Source organism: Arcanobacterium hippocoleae (assembly GCF_040360365.1).
GTDB classification, from domain to species: Bacteria; Actinomycetota; Actinomycetes; order Actinomycetales; family Actinomycetaceae; genus Arcanobacterium_A; species Arcanobacterium_A hippocoleae_A.
In genome coordinates, this window is the sequence record NZ_CP136412.1 from 2,067,140 (window position 1) to 2,086,580 (window position 19,441).

The 19,441-nt window shown below is 47.7% G+C and carries 22 protein-coding genes; 21 read left to right on the top strand and 1 reads right to left on the bottom strand.

Features of this window, described 5'->3' with window-relative positions:
• The first annotated feature begins 282 nt into the window (after positions 1-282).
• The 16 genes from RQN30_RS10675 to RQN30_RS10750 all read left to right on the top strand — a co-directional run bounded on the left by RQN30_RS10675 (position 283) and on the right by RQN30_RS10750 (position 10,586).
• Positions 283-1,218 carry a phage portal protein gene (locus RQN30_RS10675; RefSeq protein WP_353060461.1) on the top strand — a complete coding sequence of 312 codons (936 nt, stop codon included), beginning with the start codon at positions 283-285 and terminating at the stop codon, positions 1,216-1,218.
• The gene (locus RQN30_RS10680) at positions 1,205-2,767 is read left to right on the top strand and encodes an HK97 family phage prohead protease (RefSeq protein WP_353060462.1); all 1,563 of its coding nucleotides are present in this window, start codon (positions 1,205-1,207) and stop codon (positions 2,765-2,767) included. The genes RQN30_RS10675 and RQN30_RS10680 overlap by 14 nt, the downstream gene beginning before the upstream one ends.
• Positions 2,760-3,092, top strand: coding sequence for a hypothetical protein (locus tag RQN30_RS10685; protein WP_353060463.1), 333 nt, complete (start codon positions 2,760-2,762; stop codon positions 3,090-3,092). The genes RQN30_RS10680 and RQN30_RS10685 overlap by 8 nt, the downstream gene beginning before the upstream one ends.
• Positions 3,089-3,472: a hypothetical protein gene (locus tag RQN30_RS10690; protein WP_353060464.1), complete on the top strand. Its 384-nt coding sequence runs from the start codon at positions 3,089-3,091 to the stop codon at positions 3,470-3,472. Before RQN30_RS10685 ends, RQN30_RS10690 begins: the two co-directional genes overlap by 4 nt.
• Before the next feature lie 2 nt (positions 3,473-3,474).
• Complete coding sequence (locus RQN30_RS10695) at positions 3,475-3,894, top strand: hypothetical protein (protein ID WP_353060465.1); 420 nt, start codon at positions 3,475-3,477, stop codon at positions 3,892-3,894.
• Between the two features lie 2 nt (positions 3,895-3,896).
• Positions 3,897-4,343 (top strand): phage virion morphogenesis protein, encoded by a 447-nt coding sequence (locus RQN30_RS10700; protein ID WP_353060466.1) that lies wholly within the window; start codon positions 3,897-3,899, stop codon positions 4,341-4,343.
• Between the two features lie 2 nt (positions 4,344-4,345).
• Positions 4,346-4,672 carry a hypothetical protein gene (locus RQN30_RS10705; RefSeq protein WP_353060467.1) on the top strand — a complete coding sequence of 109 codons (327 nt, stop codon included), beginning with the start codon at positions 4,346-4,348 and terminating at the stop codon, positions 4,670-4,672.
• A 135-nt stretch (positions 4,673-4,807) separates the two neighbouring features.
• On the top strand, positions 4,808-6,799 hold the full coding sequence (locus RQN30_RS10710) for a phage tail protein (protein WP_353060468.1): 1,992 nt from the start codon (positions 4,808-4,810) through the stop codon (positions 6,797-6,799).
• A gap of 44 nt (positions 6,800-6,843) precedes the next feature.
• The gene (locus RQN30_RS10715; protein WP_353060469.1) at positions 6,844-7,071 is read left to right on the top strand and encodes a hypothetical protein; all 228 of its coding nucleotides are present in this window, start codon (positions 6,844-6,846) and stop codon (positions 7,069-7,071) included.
• Entirely contained in the window at positions 7,068-7,895 is an 828-nt protein-coding gene (locus tag RQN30_RS10720; protein WP_353060470.1) for a hypothetical protein, read from the top strand. The genes RQN30_RS10715 and RQN30_RS10720 overlap by 4 nt, the downstream gene beginning before the upstream one ends.
• Before the next feature lie 152 nt (positions 7,896-8,047).
• The gene (locus RQN30_RS10725) at positions 8,048-8,665 is read left to right on the top strand and encodes a hypothetical protein (protein WP_353060471.1); all 618 of its coding nucleotides are present in this window, start codon (positions 8,048-8,050) and stop codon (positions 8,663-8,665) included.
• 19 nt (positions 8,666-8,684) lie between these two features.
• The gene (locus RQN30_RS10730) at positions 8,685-9,212 is read left to right on the top strand and encodes a hypothetical protein (RefSeq protein ID WP_353060472.1); all 528 of its coding nucleotides are present in this window, start codon (positions 8,685-8,687) and stop codon (positions 9,210-9,212) included.
• Positions 9,213-9,240: 28 nt separating this feature from the next.
• On the top strand, positions 9,241-9,549 hold the full coding sequence (locus tag RQN30_RS10735) for an N-acetylmuramoyl-L-alanine amidase (protein ID WP_353060473.1): 309 nt from the start codon (positions 9,241-9,243) through the stop codon (positions 9,547-9,549).
• A gap of 131 nt (positions 9,550-9,680) precedes the next feature.
• A complete protein-coding gene (locus RQN30_RS10740; RefSeq protein ID WP_353061843.1) occupies positions 9,681-9,989 on the top strand; it encodes a hypothetical protein in 309 nt (102 codons plus the stop codon).
• A gap of 71 nt (positions 9,990-10,060) precedes the next feature.
• Positions 10,061-10,294, top strand: a complete 234-nt coding sequence (locus RQN30_RS10745) for a hypothetical protein (protein WP_353060474.1) — start codon at positions 10,061-10,063, stop codon at positions 10,292-10,294.
• Positions 10,295-10,307: 13 nt separating this feature from the next.
• A complete protein-coding gene (locus RQN30_RS10750) occupies positions 10,308-10,586 on the top strand; it encodes a hypothetical protein (RefSeq protein WP_353060475.1) in 279 nt (92 codons plus the stop codon).
• A gap of 473 nt (positions 10,587-11,059) precedes the next feature.
• On the opposite strand, the gene RQN30_RS10755 is transcribed toward RQN30_RS10750, so the two are convergent.
• Positions 11,060-11,737, bottom strand: coding sequence for a tyrosine-type recombinase/integrase (locus RQN30_RS10755; RefSeq protein ID WP_353060476.1), 678 nt, complete (start codon positions 11,735-11,737; stop codon positions 11,060-11,062).
• A 1,181-nt stretch (positions 11,738-12,918) separates the two neighbouring features.
• Here RQN30_RS10755 and RQN30_RS10760 point away from each other — a divergent pair.
• The 5 genes from RQN30_RS10760 to RQN30_RS10780 all read left to right on the top strand — a co-directional run bounded on the left by RQN30_RS10760 (position 12,919) and on the right by RQN30_RS10780 (position 19,430).
• The gene (locus RQN30_RS10760; RefSeq protein WP_353060477.1) at positions 12,919-14,175 is read left to right on the top strand and encodes a dihydroorotase; all 1,257 of its coding nucleotides are present in this window, start codon (positions 12,919-12,921) and stop codon (positions 14,173-14,175) included.
• A gap of 117 nt (positions 14,176-14,292) precedes the next feature.
• Entirely contained in the window at positions 14,293-16,230 is a 1,938-nt protein-coding gene (gene carB, locus RQN30_RS10765; RefSeq protein WP_353060478.1) for a carbamoyl-phosphate synthase large subunit, read from the top strand.
• On the top strand, positions 16,227-17,495 hold the full coding sequence (locus tag RQN30_RS10770; RefSeq protein WP_353060479.1) for an ATP-binding protein: 1,269 nt from the start codon (positions 16,227-16,229) through the stop codon (positions 17,493-17,495). The genes carB and RQN30_RS10770 overlap by 4 nt, the downstream gene beginning before the upstream one ends.
• Positions 17,496-17,601: 106 nt before the next feature.
• Positions 17,602-18,483 (top strand): dihydroorotate dehydrogenase electron transfer subunit, encoded by an 882-nt coding sequence (locus tag RQN30_RS10775; RefSeq protein WP_353060480.1) that lies wholly within the window; start codon positions 17,602-17,604, stop codon positions 18,481-18,483.
• Positions 18,480-19,430 (top strand): dihydroorotate dehydrogenase, encoded by a 951-nt coding sequence (locus tag RQN30_RS10780; protein ID WP_353060481.1) that lies wholly within the window; start codon positions 18,480-18,482, stop codon positions 19,428-19,430. Before RQN30_RS10775 ends, RQN30_RS10780 begins: the two co-directional genes overlap by 4 nt.
• Positions 19,431-19,441 lie beyond the last annotated feature (11 nt).

The window sequence follows — 19,441 nt, forward strand, 5'->3', positions numbered from 1 at the left end:
GTGATAAAATGCAACAATACGTGTAAAACTGCTAGACAGTGAGAAAAATAAAGACGATGATTCTCGCATGGGAATCATTAATGCAGCGCAACGTCTTGGAATTATCACCCGCTCAGAAGCGAGTGAAAACCATACGGTCACTATGGAAGACGTCGCGCCTTTGACTAATGCTCCCTTGATTCCTCCTAGAGTCTCTGCGCCACGTGACCCACGCTCACTCGATGCCGTTTACCGCGCAATTTCTATCCTAGAGACGCAAACACGACAGCTATCGATTGACGTTTGGCGCGGAGGACTCAAACTTCCCCTTCAATGCGCCCGTCATTCTTGAATCTGCCATCAACCAGGCTTCTATCTTTCGGGCAATTCACAGCTGAAACAGTGTCCAGCTTGGCGCAAAGAGGGAATGCTTTCTGGAAAATCATCCGACAAGGGTACGAGATTCTTGACTTAGAAGTATTAAACCCGCTGCGAGTATGGGCGTGGGATGATGAAAAAGGACGACGCCACTACTCAATCGACGGCAAAGAAATCAAACCAACCGATTTGTGCCACTTAAGATTAACACACATGCCAGGCGAAGTAATGGGAGTCGGTCCAATTCAAGCATGTGCGCCAGCAATTCAAGGGGCTGTTGAAACTGACCGATACGCAGCGCAGTGGACATCCACTGCCGGAGCTCCACCCGGAATCCTGACTACTGACCAAGACTTATCCAAAGAGCAAGCTAACAAGTACAAAGCCCAAGCAAACCAAACGCTCCAATATAATCAAGGCATCGCAGTAATGGGCAAAGGACTCCAATACAAGCGTCTGATATTTACACCCGCGGAGCTGCAATTCATCGATGCGCAAAAGAATTCTGTTACCCGTATCGCCCGTATGTTTGGAATCCCGGCAAAGATGCTGCTTGCATCAGTAGACGGCTCATCCGATACCTACTCGAATGTGGAAACCGAAAATCAACAATTTCTCCGACAGACAATAATGTGCTACTTGGCAGAAATAGAAGACGCTCTTACATGGCTTGCACCACGCGGGCAACACGTGCGCTTCAACGTTGACGGATTGCTTCGCTCCGATACAAAAACCCGCTACGAAGCGCATCAAATCGGACTGAACGCAGGATTCCTCTCAGTCGATGAAGTACGTGCGATAGAGGGACTCCCCGCAGCCAAGATTACCACAGAAAGCGAACCGAATAATGCAACAGCTTGAAATCCGCTCAACCAACCTAGACTCACTAACGTTAGACGAACAAGCACGCAGTTTTGAAGCGCGAGCTGTTCCCTACAACACTTGGCAAGAACTAACTCCAAGTGTTAAAGAACGCTTCGTGTCAGGAGCCCTACAAGCATCAAGCCAGGGAATCAAGCTTCGTCTTGAACATGAAATAACGATCGGCGTAATTATTTCCCTAGAAGAACGGGAAGATGGAGCCTACATAGTGGGGCAAATCTCGCAAACAACAGCAGGTAACGACGCATACACGCTGCTGCGCGACGGCGCACTTACAGCCGTATCAATCGGATTTATACCTGACGAACTTACCGATGAAATCACAAAAGACGCAGATGGAATTGCAATTACCCGTCATAAAGCCGAACTTCTTGAAGTTTCCCTTGTAAGTTTCCCAGCCTACAGGGACGCAAAAGTAACCAAAGTTAGATCAAAGGAAAACCAAATGGAAAACACTAACCTTGCAACAAGCGAAGAAGTAACTGAACTTCGCTCTGTAGTAGACGAAATCGACCGCCGTGTGAAACTCATTGGAGATACCCGAGATGAGAGCGCGGTATCTGAGCTAATGAAATTCCGCTCAGCCGGAGAATTTTACGAAGCATTTGTGGCAGGAGAATTTGAATTACGTGAAGACCAAGAATTTGCAGCTAGCGCAGGTGTAATTGCTGATTCAAGTCCTCAACCCGTATGGCTTGCGAAAACTATTAATCTCATGGTAGCAAAACAGTCAATCACTAACCTTTTCACACATTCATATACTCTGCCTAAAGAAGGTACTTCTATCTCATTCCCAAAGCTGGCAGCCAATACAATAACCGTAGGCAAGCAAGCAAAAGAAGGCGATGAGCTAGTAAAAGGAAAGATTACTTTCAAAAACGGCTCATCCGATGTTGAAACATACGGCGGGTTTGCTGAAATCTCAAAACAAGTAGTAGACCGTGCGGGAGCGGCATACTTATCAACTTTGCATCGCGCGCAAGCAATTGCTTATGCCACCCAAATCGAAGCAGCAACAGTATCAGTATTCAAGGAAATCGTTAAAACCAATACGGAGACTTCGCAGATTACATCTTCAATTGCACTGAACAGGCTAAACGCTGATTCTCTCGCCGATATCATCATTGATCTAGTAGATTACTATGACGAATTTGTCCTTTATCCATTCCAGGGCTTACTGATTTCCACGAATCTATTCAAAGCTTTCGCAAAAATCAATGAATCACGTAAAGCACTACAGTTTATCCCAGCACCAGACAACAAAGTCGGTACGCTCTCTATCACTGGGCGCGATGGACAAATTGCAGGTGTGAAAGTTCAGCGCCTGCCAAAGTCTGCTGGAGAAGATATTCTTACAGGATACTCATCGGCTGCAATCGAAATACTTGAATCTCCAGGCGCACCTTTGCGACTGTCCCAGGAATCAGCCCGTAATCTCACCGAAGTATTTTCCGTATACGGATATGCTTCGCATCTAACCCCAGCTGCTGAAGCAATCGTACCGGTAAAGGTAAATTCTCTTGGATAATCTCGACCAATCAGAGCTTAACCGGCTAGCAAAACTATTTGCTCAGCTAGCCGGACGTGAACCGGATGAAAATACAAAACAATACATTCGCGAAGCCCAAGCATTAATCTATAACTTCTGCGGATCTCAATCTGTGAACGTCCCAGAGCCCCTCTTAACGCAAGCAATACTAATCGTGACTCGCGAAATAGAAACCCGCGAAAAATCACCAGGAGGAATCTTTGCAGCATTTGGAGAACAAGACGGAGCAGTGCGTCTCGCACGCGATCCGATGACAATGGCATACCCGCTTTTAAGACCATTTCTCGGAGGCGGATTCGCATGAGCAACCACTTCACAAAAGACCGGCAGCAAATCACATCCACACTAGAGTCAATCGGGATGAAAGTAGATGCGAACCAGCCAGAAGTGATTTATCCTAATCAGATTTTGCTGGAATCAGCTTCATATAAAGCTGGACAAACTTTCAACGCTTTTGAAGCAACCTATCGCGCAATAGTAGTGCTAAAAGCACATGATGCACAAAGCGCTTTGAAAGCTGCAGATACTGCCATAAACGCTATATGCGATGCTACAGCTAAATCTTACGCTGCAGACCTAACCGAAATTAGCGAGCTTTATAACCTCCAAGACGGACAAATGAACATCTATCCAGCATTCAATATCACTTTAATATCTCAAATCGACTTAAATGAAAGGAAATAATAATGGGATCCATACGACTCAAGGGAACTAAACTATCACTAAAAATTGATGAAGTGGAATACAAAGGAGACTTAATTTCCTACAAAATCACCAACGAAGAAAAAGACGCCGACGTCACCACATTCGAGGACATGGAATCAGGGAACACAGCCCAATTCATCCTCACAATTGGAATGATACAATCTACCGCACAAAACTCGCTTTTCGCAAAGTTCTGGGAAAACACTGGCAAAGAATGCGAATTCATTCTCGCGCCACACGGCAACGCCCAAGCTAGCGCAGATGAACCGCATTATAAAGGATTGCTTACAATCCCGAACCCACCAGAATTTGGCGGTGAAGCAAGCAATAGCGCATACACCTCCGAAGTGAGTTGCAAACTTAGCGCAAAGCCAGAAAAAGTTACTAACTCCGAAATGTAAACATGGTTAATCATGTCAGCGGAGACTTTACAGTACGCGCTGGAGACGTAAGGCTTCAAGTACGCGGACTAACACGCACTCTACAAGCAATGGACAAAGCAGGAGCTGACGCCCAAGAAATGCGCAAGCTAATGCACGAGCTTGGAATGATTGTCGTGCGTAAAGCCAAAGCAATCGCTCCGCGCGGAGAAAATAGAAAACTCCTTAAGACAATCCGCGCGGGACGTGGAAAAACAAAAGCCGTAGTCCGCGCCGGTTCCCGTGCTGTACCATACGCCGGAATAACGCATTATGGCACTCCTCCAGGCTACCACCGTCCAGCTAACCGTCGCCCGCTACCAATAAAAGCTAATGAATACCTTGTGAAAGCACTTCAAAGCACACAAGACGAAGTATATACCAAGCTAATTCAAGGAATTAGCGATATTCTAGACAAGAACGGACTCTAAACATGGAAGAAACAAATATTGAAATTGAACAGGTAATCGACCAAGAAAAGCTTGCTGCTTTTATTAACTCGATGACAAATCTGGAAATACAGATATATAAACGCGCGTCCGGAAAAGACTTCTCCGACCTTTCCGAAGATGACTACATGAACTCACTCTCCGCATTCGTAGTTGTAGCAGCAAATCGCCTTGGACATACAAAAATCACGAAAGCCGATATTGACAGCATCTCGTTCTTAGATCAATTCGCGATTCTAGACAAAGCAGCAAGCATAAAACCATTCCAGAACAAGCGGACCCGAGATTTACTTGCGGAAGTGTCAAAATAGGAGCCTCCGAGCTAAGCGAAATGGCTGATTTCTGCATAGCTCTCAAATGGAGGCCTATCGACTACTGGATGCTCACTATCGCAGAACGCGAAGCGATCATTACAGCCTGGAACCGTGCCAACAGAAAGTAAATACATGCCTAAAGGGAAACAAACAGTCGTAGTTTCAGTCCTCGCAAATACAGGCGCGTTCAAACGCGCAATGAGTGATGTGGCAAAGAACTCTGGTTTAACTAAACTAGCTGGAACCGTGAAAAAGCTTGGCATCAGCCTAGCCAAAGCTACTGCAGCTGCTAGCGCTCTTGCTTTAGCAGTAGGGGTAAAAGCAGTTAATGCAGCATCAAAGCTGGAGCAGTCTGCAGGCACGATTGATGATGTTTTCAAACAGGCAGCAAAATCTATGCATGCCCTTTCAAGTGCTGCAGCAAAAAGCGTAGGACTTTCAAAAAATTCTTACAATGAGCTTGCATCAATTATCGGTACACAGCTGAAAAACGGCGGAGTGTCGATAGATAAACTAGCGGGAAAAACTGACGAACTAATCCGGCTTGGTGCAGACTTGGCTGCAGGATTCGGCGGAAGCACAGCAGAGGCAGTAAACGCCCTATCCTCTGCTTTAAAAGGCGAGAGAGATACAATCGAACGCTACGGAGTCTCACTGCGCCAAAGTGCTATTGATGCCAAAGCAGCAGAACTCGGATATAAGAAAGTAAACGGCGCACTTTCGCAAGAAGCATCCAATGCTGCAACACTCGCACTCGTAATGGAACAAACTGCGGATATGCACGGAAAATTCGGGCGCGAAAACTATACCCTTGCACACAAAATTGAAGTGCTTAAAGCGCAGCTGGAAAACACTGCAGCAACAATAGGACAATACCTCATCCCAGCAGTCTCATCCATCGTAGGATGGCTCTCAGAACGTCTTGAACCAGCCTTGCAAGGAGTCAAAAAATGGGTAGACACCTCCCTAATCCCTGCCTTGCAAACAATGAAAGGCTATATACAAGAAAATATCCTGCCAATCCTGGAACAGTTCTGGAACCGGCTAAAAAATAAAGTCATTCCAGCGCTGCAAGACTTCACCAAATGGGTTCAAGAAAACGCGGTGCCTGCAGTAGGAGAGTTTGTCAAAAAGCTTGCACAATCACGCGATATCATCATTCCGCTAGCAGTAGGAATTAGTGCCGGAATAGGCGCATATAAAACGTATGCTGCGGTAATGAACACTGCTGCAGCAGCGCAACGGGCTTTTGCTGCTGCAGCAGCCTTAGCTGGAAAAGCAAAAGCAGCCGGCAGTCTTGGGAAAGCAATCGGGCTGATTGCAAGCCCTACGGGACTAGCAATCGCAGCTATAGTCGCGCTAGTAGCTGCAATAGTAATCCTTTACAAAAAATCTGAAACATTCAGAAACTTTGTTAACGGTGCGTGGGAATCAATCAAAAACACGGTTTCTGCCGTCGTAGACTGGTTTAAAACCAATATTGCGCCACCCCTTGACGCTATCTGGCAAGCCATCTGGTCAGGACTGCAACTCTTATCTACTATCTTCAGTCAAATCTGGAATCTTATCACCAATATCGTGTCAATAGCAGTCACCACGATTAGCACAATCCTTTCACCAATCACCGGGCTAATCGGTGGAATCTTTAACGCCATCTGGCAGCTAGTTACTGCAGTGTGGGGTACTGCTTGGAATTTTGCAGGGTCTATCGTATCTAGCGTATGGAATACGATATCGAGAAGTATTCAAATAGTATTCAATTTCATTTCAGGAATTTTTCAAGCAATCCGTGCGCTAATCCAAGGAGATTTCGCCGGGGCATGGCAAATTGCGAAAGCCACAGTCAGTAATGCTTTTTCCGCAATCAAAAGTGCGGTATCGGGCGGAATCAGCACGGTAGTTAGCTATATTGCCGGGCTTCCAGGCAGGATTCTTTCAGCACTCGGCTCACTCGGCTCGCTGCTATATAACGCCGGGAAAAGCGTCCTTGATGGGTTTCTTAACGGAATCAAATCGATGTGGAATAGCGTGAAAAATAGTCTTTCCGCGCTCACTGACTGGCTACCAGAATGGAAAGGCCCAGCCAAAAAGACGCCACCTTGCTCACCAAAAACGGTCAGCTAGTTATGCAAGGATTCATTAAAGGTCTAGAATCCAGATTCTCTCAAGTGCGCGGGACACTCCAAGGTCTAACTGCAGACATTCCAGGAATGACTCTCCAAAACGGCACGATTAATCTCAACACCAGGCTAAATCCAGCATCCACGCCACCCAATAAATTAACGAAGATAACCATTAATCTCCAGACGCTAAATCCAAGCCTGGAAACAGGACGGCTAATTGTCTCGGCAATTAAAGATTATGAGCGAGCAAACGGGCGAGGGGTGATAGCATGATAAGGAGCAACCGGCAGCCGATAATACTTAGCGATTTCACTACAGATACCGCTGGAATCGATATCCATGACGGGCAATTCCTATTCCCATACTCTAGCCAAACCCGCATCGCGCTAGAGATACAAAACCTTGATCCTGCACGTGAATATGAGATAGAAATCAGCTTTACCCAAGCACGATACGCTTCAAGTGGGAAAGCGTATATTCGGGTACAAAACCAGCTTTATAATTTCGGGTATGGTCAAACCCTAGCAGGAACATCCCGCCGTTTCACGCTAGACTTAGCAGCGCCTTTAACAGTCGAAATCCAAAGCGAGACGGATTACTCAAGCCGGTGTGGCGCACGAATATTTCTCTACTCTACAGGGTCTATGCAAGGAACAAACCGGGTATGCTTACTTGCACACACCCCGCGCCCTGAATACGGGCAAGCCGTGCTTGGCAAAGCAGTCCTTGGAGCTTTCAACCTGCCAGACCAAACCCGCACAAGTGAATGGTTCACTCTTGGGCAAACCCGGCTCGGGTATGGGATTCTATCTGAGAAGAAGAGTTTAAATACGTGGAAAAATATTTCCAATCCTGCAACGGATATTGAATACACCCGCGGGGTAGCCTTTAACGGATTTACCTGCCAAGGACAAATCGGCACACTCACCGCCCGTATCTACAACGCGCTAGACCCGCGCGCATCAAACCTAATCCACGGCACCCCAATAAAACTTATTGACAGCGCTACAAGGCGCACGCTTTTCACAGGCAAAATTTCAAAAACAATCTCGACACAAGAAAAAACGGCACCTATAGCATTGAGATTACCGCGCTAGACCGCGTAAACGAGCTATCTAGCGTCCGCAAATACCAGACCACACGCCTAACCCAAACACATTATAGTCTTGCGCTTGAGGAAATACTTAAAGGCTACCCGCTAAATATCACACCAGAAACCGGCAACGGGACACACCTGGTTATCGGTTCAATGGTAAAAGAAGCCTCACTCACCGAATATTTAGACATTCTCTGTGCTACTGCAAACCTTGACTGGTTTATTAGCGCGGATGGAATAATCACGATCTTACCCCAGCGCCAGACAAGCCCGAAAGCACATTTGACTACTGAAAAACACGCCCGTGCAGTGAAAATAGCGTTAATGGAAGCAGAAGCAGTAATTGATACCTCAACATTTATTACCACGCTAGAAGCAACCAATCATGAAGCCCAGCGTGGACAAGACGGGAAAATGACAGATACCACACAGACCGTGCGAGCCGAAAACCAAACGCTCGCCATCTCTTATGGGCAAAGCGTGACAAGTATCGATACTTGCGCATACTCTCCAGAAGCGCTTAAAGACCTGCTAGAACAGCGGATTAAAACATATGAGCCAAAACAGCTAATTAGAAAATGTGCGATTACGCCTTGGAATCATAGGGAAAACATCCATGATGACCAAACATTAAGCAACCTACTATCACTAGAAATTCTCGACCCCGTACTAACCACATACCGGGCATATACAGACACAAACAACATAGGCATAATCCATCACCAAATCACGCCTGATTCTTGGCGTATCGAGCTAGAACTAATCTACTAAAAAAAGGGGACAAATAATAATGCATGTATTTAAAGACGGTGAAACCCTCACCGCTCAAAACCTGAACACCGCTTTACAAGAAGCCGATGACGAAATAAGTAAAATCGTAGCACCTCTCCGCTCGGGAACCGCAGGAGTTTTTGGCTCATTTAAACGCAGCAATGAAATATCAGGATTCTACACTAGCAGCTGGTATCAAACTAGCGGGCTTTCACCAGTATCTTCCCTTACTGGTGTTTCGCTTAATCAAGGGCGTAATATCCGCATCCAGAAAACTGGCTGGTACCGCGTGAGCGCTAGCGGGAAATTCTATAACTCTTATAAAAATCAGGGTATCGGCATATCCCTTTATATCAATAATTCCCAGCGTACAGATTACGAAATCACGGGCGCCCAAACATGGGACTACGTCACATTGCAAGGGTCTTGGTACCTACAACTCGAAGCAGGACAAGAACTAGGACTCGGGTATATGGCGCAATCCTCAAACACCCGCGTAGTCGGCTCGATAACTCTCACTATAGAAGGCATCACCCAATTCTCATAAAACACACATAGGAAAGGAAAAAATTAGGATGAGCTATGCATATATTACAAAACATTCTTCACCGAATTTTTGGAAAGGACGCCCCCAAGGAGCGCCTAATCACATCACCATACATCATTGGGGAGACCCTGCAGCCGGTGCCACATTCCAAGGCGTAATCAACTATCTCTGCCGGGAAAACGGCAGCACCAGCGCACACTACGTTGCAGAATCCGGACGTGTAGCGTGCATCGTAGACCCCGACAACCGCGCATGGCACGCCCGGAATCTTTCTAATCCGCGTGGTATCGGAATCGAATGTAACCCCGCTGTAGCATCCAAGACCGCGAAACCGTAGCGGAACTAATCGCAGATTTACGTAAAACCTACGGTAATCTGCCCTTATACCCTCACAAAAAATTCGTTAATACTTCCTGCCCGGGAATATGGGAGAGATATCTTACATGGCTAGACACCCGCGCAAACCAAATCCTAAACGGCACCGCACCCGCACCCGCGCCCGCTGCTTTCGATGTAGAGCAGGCAGCCCGCGCCGTTATCGCCGGGAAATACGGCAACGGGGAGCAGCGTAAAGCCGTGCTCGGAGCGAATTACGCAGCCGTGCAAGCCCGCGTGAATCAAATCCTAAACGGCAGCGCGCCCGCTGCTTTCGATATTGAGCAGGCAGCCCGCGCCGTTATCGCCGGGAAATACGGCAACGGGCAGGCACGTAAATCCGCGCTCGGGGCGAATTACGCAGCCGTGCAAGCCCGCGTGAATCAAATCCTAGGAGCATAAATGGCAATGTGGGACACCCTCACTAAAGCAGCCGTAATCCTAGGACTAGTCACCCTAGCCAAAAATTCGGTGTGCGTGGACACTGGAGCCAGCTCTTAGCAGTCATTCTCGGCATATTTATCGAGATTCTTGAGCTATATGCAACCTACGCCACATATGATGCCCTCACCCCGCAGCTCTTAATCAGCACCAGCTGGCAAGGGCTAATCGCAGGACTCACCGCAGCCGGTCTATGGGACATAACCGGACGCGCAACCAGCAGTGCGCCTACAAGACGCGGCAGACACCACGAACCAGAAGAATAAAGGAGGAAAATAAATGCAGATAATCGAAGCCCTACGTGCACTAGGAGGATTCGCAGGAATCGCAGCACTACTAGCGGTCTTACCACAGCTAGCGAGTATCAAGCGCAATACCGCGAAAACCGCCGTGCAAGTAGAAAATCACGAAAGCGGACTGAAAAGCCAAATCAGTAGGCTAGAAGCCAATATCGACAGCGACCGTGAATCAGCCATCATGCTCAGAAAAGAAGTCATCAAACGCTTAGACGGACACGACCGAGAATTTAGAGACATCAAAGACATACTCAAAAACTAGAATTCCTCACGTAAAAAGTGATATACCCCTCAAAAATACACTAACCATACTACACCGTAACGGTGTAGTATGGTTAGTGTCGAAAGGGTGAAACCAATCGACAAAAATTGAATAGAGAGGAGGTGCAAAAAATGGTTTTAACACTAGACCCAAACTTAACAATAATTCTAGTAATTATTGCCATTAGCTACTTTAAAAGTAAAAGCTAAGTAGCTGCACGGTTTCCTTAAGTTCCAGCTTAGGGAAACCCTCTCTAATTAACTTAATATAACACGCGGAGGAAACAATGACAACCACTTACCTATCTCGCAAAGACTTCGCGCAAAGAATCGGAGTGAATGAGGGGACTCTTTCGCGCTATAATCTCCCTGAGCCGGATGTCGTAATCGGGACTAGTGCCCGCCCGGTAAGAGGGTGGACTGCTGAAACCATAGATAAATGGAATGAATCCCGTCCCGGCTCAGGTAACCGAACTAAGCGACAGCATTAACAGCTTCCCTTAGCCGATTCTGCTCAATAGCCACATAAAGCTGCGTAGTAGACGGCGACGAATGCCCTAGCAGCTTTTGAGTAAGCAACAAATCACCCGTAGCGTTATGTACACGTGTGGCGAAGCGGTGGCGCAAAGAGTGCATCGACACGCCCTCAGGAAGTAGGTTAGAAATCCTTTTTCCAACATAAGCTGCAGATAAATGCCCGTCGTCATTGCCGGGAAATAAATATTCTTTACCGCGTGCCCAGTATTTTACGCTTGTACCTAGGTGTGCAGAAAGCGGAATTATCCGCTCTTTATCGCCTTTCCCGTGTACTATCAGTGAAAGTCCGGTCAAATCTTCGACGATATCGCGGGAATGAATTCTGCACACTTCTCCGCGTCTCAAACCGGCTTCAGCAGCAAGGCGTAGCATTAGCCTTTCGCGTTCTGGGGCTGATTTCAAAGCCATATAATACGGGATGTCTGGGCATGGGTGTGGTAAAGGTGGCTTCGGCTTGATTTTCAAAAGCGTTTCAGCAGGATTGTCTTTTCTGATACCTTTTGCGTACAGCCAGCTGTACCAGCCTCGCAGCGTGGAGCGTAAAGACCGCTTATATTCGCGTGAAAGCTCCACTCGCCCAATATATTTCTCGAGGTCTGCAGTGGTGGCAGTCAATAAATTAAATTTTCCTTGCATCCTGATAAGGTGTGCCCGCCGCATTTTCACAGTCTCGCTACTATGCCCACCAGCTCGCAAATGTGTCAAATAGTCGTGAATTAAATTAGATATATACATTAAGCTATGCTACTTTTTCGCGGCTGAAAATATCCACCACTTCACACGGCTCAGCATTTTCTTCGACGCTTTGACCTGCGAAAACATTTAACCAGAGGGTTCTGGGTTCGAGTCCCAGGCGGTGTACAGAATCGGGAACGGCACTCGGCTTCGGCTGGGTGTCGTTTCTTGTATCCAGTCTAGACGATGTAACCGGTGCGGGCTAGGCGCCAAAATGTGGGGGCTAATACCCAAAAGTGTTGCTTATGACGGCGTGTCGTTAATATTCGATCCATCCGTTTCTGGAAATGCGCTTGGGTTAATCGACATCCGGTCCATCCGTTTCTGGAAAATGTGGGAGAGAACATATTTGATCGCAGTGGGTGTGCGTTGTTTTCAGTAATAATAATACATTTCACCGCGTCTCACTATCTGAATCTATTGTCTCCAGAATATGGTGCAGGGTTGGCGGGATCTCCATAATGCTGCTAGAGTTGCTTCAGCTCAAAACGGAAATCGAAAGTGTGAAGCATAAATCCAGTTAAATCTGTGGGCGGTTGTGTTTTCACACCGTCTTAAAAGTTTGAACACAAAGGAGAGATGAGATGCGAAACATCCGCAGCCGCTGTGATGTTCCGGTGCTGTTTCATCATTGCTTATTCTCCGATTTTTCATTTCAGGATTTTTCTTACCGGACACAGAGCTTTGAATCAAATCTTTTTCCTGCCGCTTTTCTCTTTGCTGGCGGATCATGGATTCCGGAGAGCTCTTGGAAGCTTGATTTTATCTGTGATTCCATTTTTAATCACACTGCTTTTTCTCAGATAACGGCAGATTATTATTCCGATCCTTTCCGAATTTATTTTGGGATTGGCGAAGTTCTTAATCTTCATATTTTTATTTCAGCCTTGGTTTTTCAGACCAAGGCTTTTTTGTACCTGAAATCTGTACTATTGCAGCCTGAATTCTTGCAATTTAATCTTTCACAGCTAGATTTTTTGCAATTTAATCTTCCGCGGTTAAGTCTTCCGCAGCTTAATCAGCCTAATCGTCGCAGTATAAATTGGAAGGAAGTGGCATAATTGGCGCTAATTCAAAATCTCACTCAATTCTCGCATTGCGTGGAAGCCGGAACCAATCCCGAAATTAAAAAGCTTCTGACGGAGATTCGCTCTGCCCAGGAAACCGGCAAAATCTCGCAAAATGTCGCAGTGTTTCCAGGTTTTTGTGATGTACACGTACATTTGCGTGAACCGGGGCAAACCTATAAAGAAACAATTGCGACGGGCACAGCAGCCTGTGCTCGTGGCGGTTTTACTACTGTCGGAGCTATGCCGAACTTAGATCCAGTGCCTGATTCGCTTGAAACACTTGCATTAGAACAAGCAGCAATTAAAGCAAACGCGCTGATTGAAACAATTCCATACGCTGCAGTCACGAAGAAAGAGGAAGGGGCAGAGCTTTCAGATATTACGGCTCTTGCTCCATACGTGATTGGTTTTTCTGACGACGGGCATGGAGTGGATCGGGGCGCGCTGATGCGCCAGGCTTTACGGCTTCTTGCCGATGAAGAAAGTATTGTGGCAGTGCATGCTGAAGATGGTGCGGTACGCCCGGAAAATTCGTGTATTAATGCCGGCCCGTTCGCGAAAAAACACGGTTTAATCGGGATTCCGAAAGCTGCAGAATTCCGCCAAATTGCGCGTGATATACAAATGCTGCGTGAACTAAAAGCTGATGGGATCACCCCGAAATATCATGTTTGCCATATTTCCTGCGGAGAATCCGCGCAGCTGATTCGGCAGGCGCGTGCTGAAGGGTTAAACGTAACCTGTGAAACGGCAATGCATTATCTGCTCGTCGATGAATCAATGTTGGAAGACGACGGACGTTTCAAGATGAATCCTCCGCTGCGTGAACCGGAAGACCGGGCAGCGTTAATTGCAGCATTGATTGACGGTACTATCGACATGATTGCAACTGATCATGCGCCGCATTCGGCTGAAGAAAAAACCCGCGGACTGCAGGACTCGGCGTTTGGAGTTGTCGGCGTTGAAATCTCGTTTCCGCTATTTTATACGTATTTTGTGAAGCCTGGGAAGATCAGTCTTGAGCGTGCAATCGAACTTTTCGCTAGTGCCGGCCGCAATCGTTTTCACGTGCCCGCCCGCGAAAACGATTTTACGATTTGGGATCTTGATGCGGAATATGAAATAGATCCAGCGCAGTTTCTCTCACTTGGGAAAGCAACTCCGTTTGCAGGCTGGGAGGTTTCCGCGAAATGTCTTGCCACAATTTACGACGGAAATCTGGTCTACAAATCTGTCGGCGACGTTTAATGGGCTGCCGTCGGCGAAAAATGAAACCAGCACAATGTAAAAATCATGAATAACTAAACGATATAAGTAAACACAACAACAAATAAAACAAAAAAATAAACAATACGAGGAGTGAAAATGCCGAAAAATACAGCGGTTAAGACAGTGCTAATTATTGGGTCAGGTCCAATCGTGATTGGTCAGGCAGCTGAATTTGATTATGCCGGCACGCAAGCGTGCCTGGCGTTGAAAGAAGAAGGCTACCGGGTAATCCTCGTAAACTCAAATCCGGCAACGATTATGACTGACTCAGAGATTGCAGACCGGGTCTATATGGAACCGCTTACGCTCGAATATGTTGCGAAGATTATCCGGATGGAACGCCCGGATGCAATCGTCCCTGGTATCGGCGGACAAACTGGTTTAAATCTTGCAATGCAGCTGGAAAAGAAAGGGATTCTCGCTGAATGCGGTGTAAAACTGCTGGGTACGCCGCCGCAGTCAATCGAACGTGCAGAAGACCGTGAAGAGTTTAAACGTTTGTGTGAGTCTATCGGCGAGCCGGTAATTGCTTCCGAGATTGCTTATTCGGTCGAAGAAGCAGTGGCTGCAGCGCAGCGTATCGGCTACCCGGTAGTGCTCCGCCCGGCATTCACGCTCGGCGGTACCGGCGGCGGTTTTGCGTATACGCAAGCAGAACTTGAAGAAATGATGGTGAATGCACTGCAGCTTTCTCCAGTACATCAAGTGTTAGTTGAAAAGTCGATTCTTGGTTACAAAGAAATCGAGTTTGAAGTAATGCGTGATTCTGCCGATCACACTATCTGCATTTGCTCGATGGAAAATGTGGATCCGGTCGGTGTGCATACCGGCGATTCAGTGGTGGTTGCGCCGGCACTTTCGCTCAATGACGACGACCTGAATATGCTGAAAAATGCGGCATTTAAACTGATTCGTGCGCTGAAAATTGAGGGCGGATGTAATGTGCAATTCGCGCTGAATCCGAGCTCCTCAGAATATTTCCTGATTGAAGTAAATCCGCGTGTTTCACGTTCCTCGGCGCTTGCTTCAAAAGCGTCAGGTTATCCAATCGCGCGGGTAACTGCAAAGGTCGCAATGGGGATGGAATTAAATGAAATCCCAGTTGCAGGTACGAATGCCGGAAAAGATCCAGAGCTTGACTATTTGGTAGCAAAGTTTCCGCGTTTCCCGTTCGATAAATTTACTGACGCGCCAAATCTGCTTGGCACTCAAATGAAAGCGACCGGGGAAGTAATGGGAATCGGCTCGAATCTTGAAGAGTGTTTCCTAAAGTCTGTGCGTTCCCTCGAAATCGGTGTAGATCATCTTGAAATGGCAAAATTTACTGAGATGAGCGACGAACACCTCTGGGAATACGTGCAGGATTTCCGATCCGATACGATTTTTGCTGTTACCGAGATAATTCGCCGCGGCGGATCGCTGCCAAAACTGCATGAAGTAACAATGATTACCGAATATTTCCTTGAGTCTTTCGCCAAAGTCGTGGCAATGGAAGAAAAACTTGCTGCAAATAAGGGCGACGGCGCATTACTTGCCGCGGCAAAGAAAATGGGCTTTGCGGATAGTGTGATTGCCCGCCTTTGGGATACTAATGAAATCGCAGTCTATGAGCAGCGCAAGGCTGCTGGGCTCACACCGGTATTCCGGATGGTGGATACGCTCAAATCTGGTGCTTATGTGCCATACTTCTACTCTTCATTCAGCGGGAAGAATGATTCGATTCTTACCGATCGGAAGAAAGTTATTGTGCTGGGTGCTGGTCCAATCCGAATCGGGCAGGGTGTGGAATTCGATTATTCTTCAGTGCATGCGATTAAGACGATTCGTGAAGCCGGATATGAAGCAATCATTATTAACGATAATCCGGAAACTGTTTCTACTGATTACACTACTGCCGATAAACTCTATTTTGAGCCGCTCACTCCCGAAGATGTGATGGCAATCGTTGATTTTGAACAGCCAATCGGGGTGATTACTTCGCTCGGCGGGCAAACCGCGATCAATCTTGCCGGCCCGCTGGCAGCTGCGGTGTGAAGTTGCTGGGCACCTCGCTGGAAGCAATCAATCGGGCAGAAGACCGTGATGAATTTGAACATCTCCTGCGCAAGCTGGATATTCCGCAGGCTCCCGGCAAGGCAGTAACTAATGTGGAAGACGGCGTAGCAATTGCAAATGAAGTCGGCTATCCGGTGCTGGTGCGTCCGTCGTTCGTTCTCGGCGGGCGGGCAATGCGGGTAGTCGGAGATGATGAACAGCTGCGCCGTTATCTCCATGAAGGTTTGGAAATTGACGAAGACCGCCCAGTGCTCGTCGATAAATATATTGCGGGTAAAGAACTTGAAGTTGACGCGATTTGCGACGGACACGACGTATTTGTTGCCGGCATTATGGAACTGGTTGAGCATACTGGCGTACATTCTGGTGATTCAATCTCGGTCTATCCAAGCTTCTCAGTTTCAGGCAATGTGAAAGGGCAGATTCTGAAATATGCGAAAGCGCTCGGTTTAGCAATCGGCATTGAAGGACTGTTTAATGTGCAGTTTATCGTGGATGAAGCCGAACGCGTTTATATTATTGAAGTAAACCCGCGTTCTTCACGGACCGTGCCATTCCTTTCGAAAGTGACCGGATACGGCCTGCCGGCAATCGCCACCCGCGTAATTCTCGGTGAATCTTTAAAAGAGCAGGGTCTGTTTGAGCTTTACCCGGCAGAACGCGACCGCGTATTCGTAAAAGCGCCGGTGTTCTCCTTTAATAAGATTAAGGGCTTAGACGCATATCTTTCCCCGGAAATGAAGTCTACTGGTGAAGCTATCGGCTACGATGATGATTTGAATCGGGCACTCTACAAGGCGCTGCAGGCTGCAGGGATGAAGCTGCAAAATTACGGTACCGTACTTGCCACAATTGCGGATCAAGATAAGGAACGCAGCCTTGATTTGATCCGCCGCTTCTACGATCTTGGCTTCAATATTGCGGCAACATCCGGCACTGCTGATTTCCTGAAAGAAAACGGAATCCGCACACGCAAGCTGGAAAAGATTTCCGACGGTTCGAATGAAATTATTGCTGAAATTGAACGCGGACATCTTGCATACATTGTAAACACCCAAGATATTAAGGAATCAAGCAAAGTAACCGACGGCGCCCAGATTCGGGCGAAAGCGTCGGAATTCTCGGTCACTCTGCTCACTTCGCTCGATACTGTGAAAGTGCTGCTTGATGTGCTTGAGGAAATCACGCTCACAGCATCGACAATCGACGCACCGCGCGGCGGCATAATGCAGAGCTTGGCGTAAACCGGTTCGCGATTTTATATTTGCGCACTTGATGCATTTCGGTGCGGATTAATCGCCTGCGGAAAAAGATTAGAAAAGCGAAAAGGGCGGCGAAGGAAGGAATGAAGTGACAAATTCAGTAAATGTAAGCAAAGCTAACATAGCGGCGCAGAATCAGGTGCAAGAGATTCGTGCTCGCGGAAAAGTGCTCGAAATCTGCAATCTGACGGACATGATCTATTTGCTGCGTTTACACTGCGAGAGTTTTGCTCCCGCACGTGCAGGGCAATTTGTGAACTTGTCAATCCCTGGTTTCTTTCTTCGGCGCCCGCTCGCAATCGCTGATTTACATCGTTACGTCGACGGGTCGGCAGATTTAACTGTTATTGTGGCGCGTGTTGGCGGAGGCACCCGCGCGCTTGGGGGACTTCCCGTCGGCACAGAAATTTCGGTGCTTGGACCGTTGGGAAATGGATTTGATTTAAATGGATTTGATTTAACCGGTGCGGATGCTGATTTTGCTGCACAGCCGGTATTAATCGGCGGCGGTTCGGGAATTCCGCCGCTTTATTATCTGGCAAAAGAATTCGTGAAAATCGGAGCAGCACCGCAGGTGTATCTTGGTTTTCGCAATATGGAAGCGGTTTATTTCGAAAAAGAATTTGGCGAGATTGGGTGTGCAGTAACAATCGCGACTGAAGACGGAAGTTACGGGAGGCCTGGTTTTGTAACTTCTGCCCTGCCTGGCGAAGTGCGCAATGTTTACGCCTGCGGTCCGGGCGGAATGCTTCAGGCAGTGAAATCTTGGGCAGCTTTGCAGAAAAATGGTGATTTTGAAAATGGGAAACCGCAGATTCAGCTGAGCTTAGAAGCACATATGGGATGTGGTTTTGGTGCTTGTCTGGGCTGCACTGTGCGTACTGTGCGCGGTCTTGAACGGGTTTGTTTGGAAGGTCCGGTATTTAATTGCGAAGACGTAATCTTCGCAGACGGGGAGGCGGCAGCATGAGCGAATCCGTCGTTCAGAAAAATGAAATTAATGCTCGCGATAATCGTCTTGCGGTGAATCTTTGCGGAATAGAATTGGAAAATCCGATAATTCCCGCTTCGGGGACTTTCGGATTCGGTGCGGAGTTTGCGCGGCTGTGGGATATCAATGAACTTGGCACTTTTTCTTTCAAAGGTACGACGGCGGCTCCGCGTGACGGGAATGCGCAGCCGCGGGTGGCGGACGCGCCAGGGGGAATGCTGAACGCGATCGGCTTGGCAAACCCTGGTGTCGATACCGTTGTTGCGCAGACACTGCCGAAGATGGCGCAATACTTCCGCAAACCGGTAATAAGCAATGTCGCAGGTTTCTCGATTGCGGAATTCTGCGAGGTGGCAAGCAAACTTGATGCGGTAGAACAAGTAGGATGGCATGAAATCAATATTTCTTGTCCGAATGTGCATGAGGGCGGAAAAAATTTTGCTGACGATCCGCACTCTGCCGCCAAAGTGTGCCGTGCGGTAAAAGAAGTTACCGCAAAACCGGTGATTATGAAACTTGCGCCGAATGCGGGGAATACCGTCGAGACGGCACTCGCCTGCCAGGAAGCCGGTGCCGACGGATTAAGCTTGATTAATACTTTCGTGGGGATGCGGTTAAATTTACGGACGGGAAAGCCGATTCTCGCAAACCGTACCGGCGGAGTTTCAGGGCCGGGTATCCTGCCGATGGCTTTGCGGATGGTTTGGGATGTGAGCCGCGCCGTCGAGATTCCAGTAGTCGGGATTGGCGGGGTGAGCTGCAGCGAAGACGTAATTGAAATGCTGCACGCTGGCGCAGCTGCGGTGCAGATCGGCACGGCAAACCTGCGTGATCCGTATGTATGCCGTGATATTATCCGCGAATTGCCGTCGGTAATGGATCGGCTCGGAATTAGACGGCTAACCGATTTGCGCGGCAGCCGGTGATAACTGTGAAA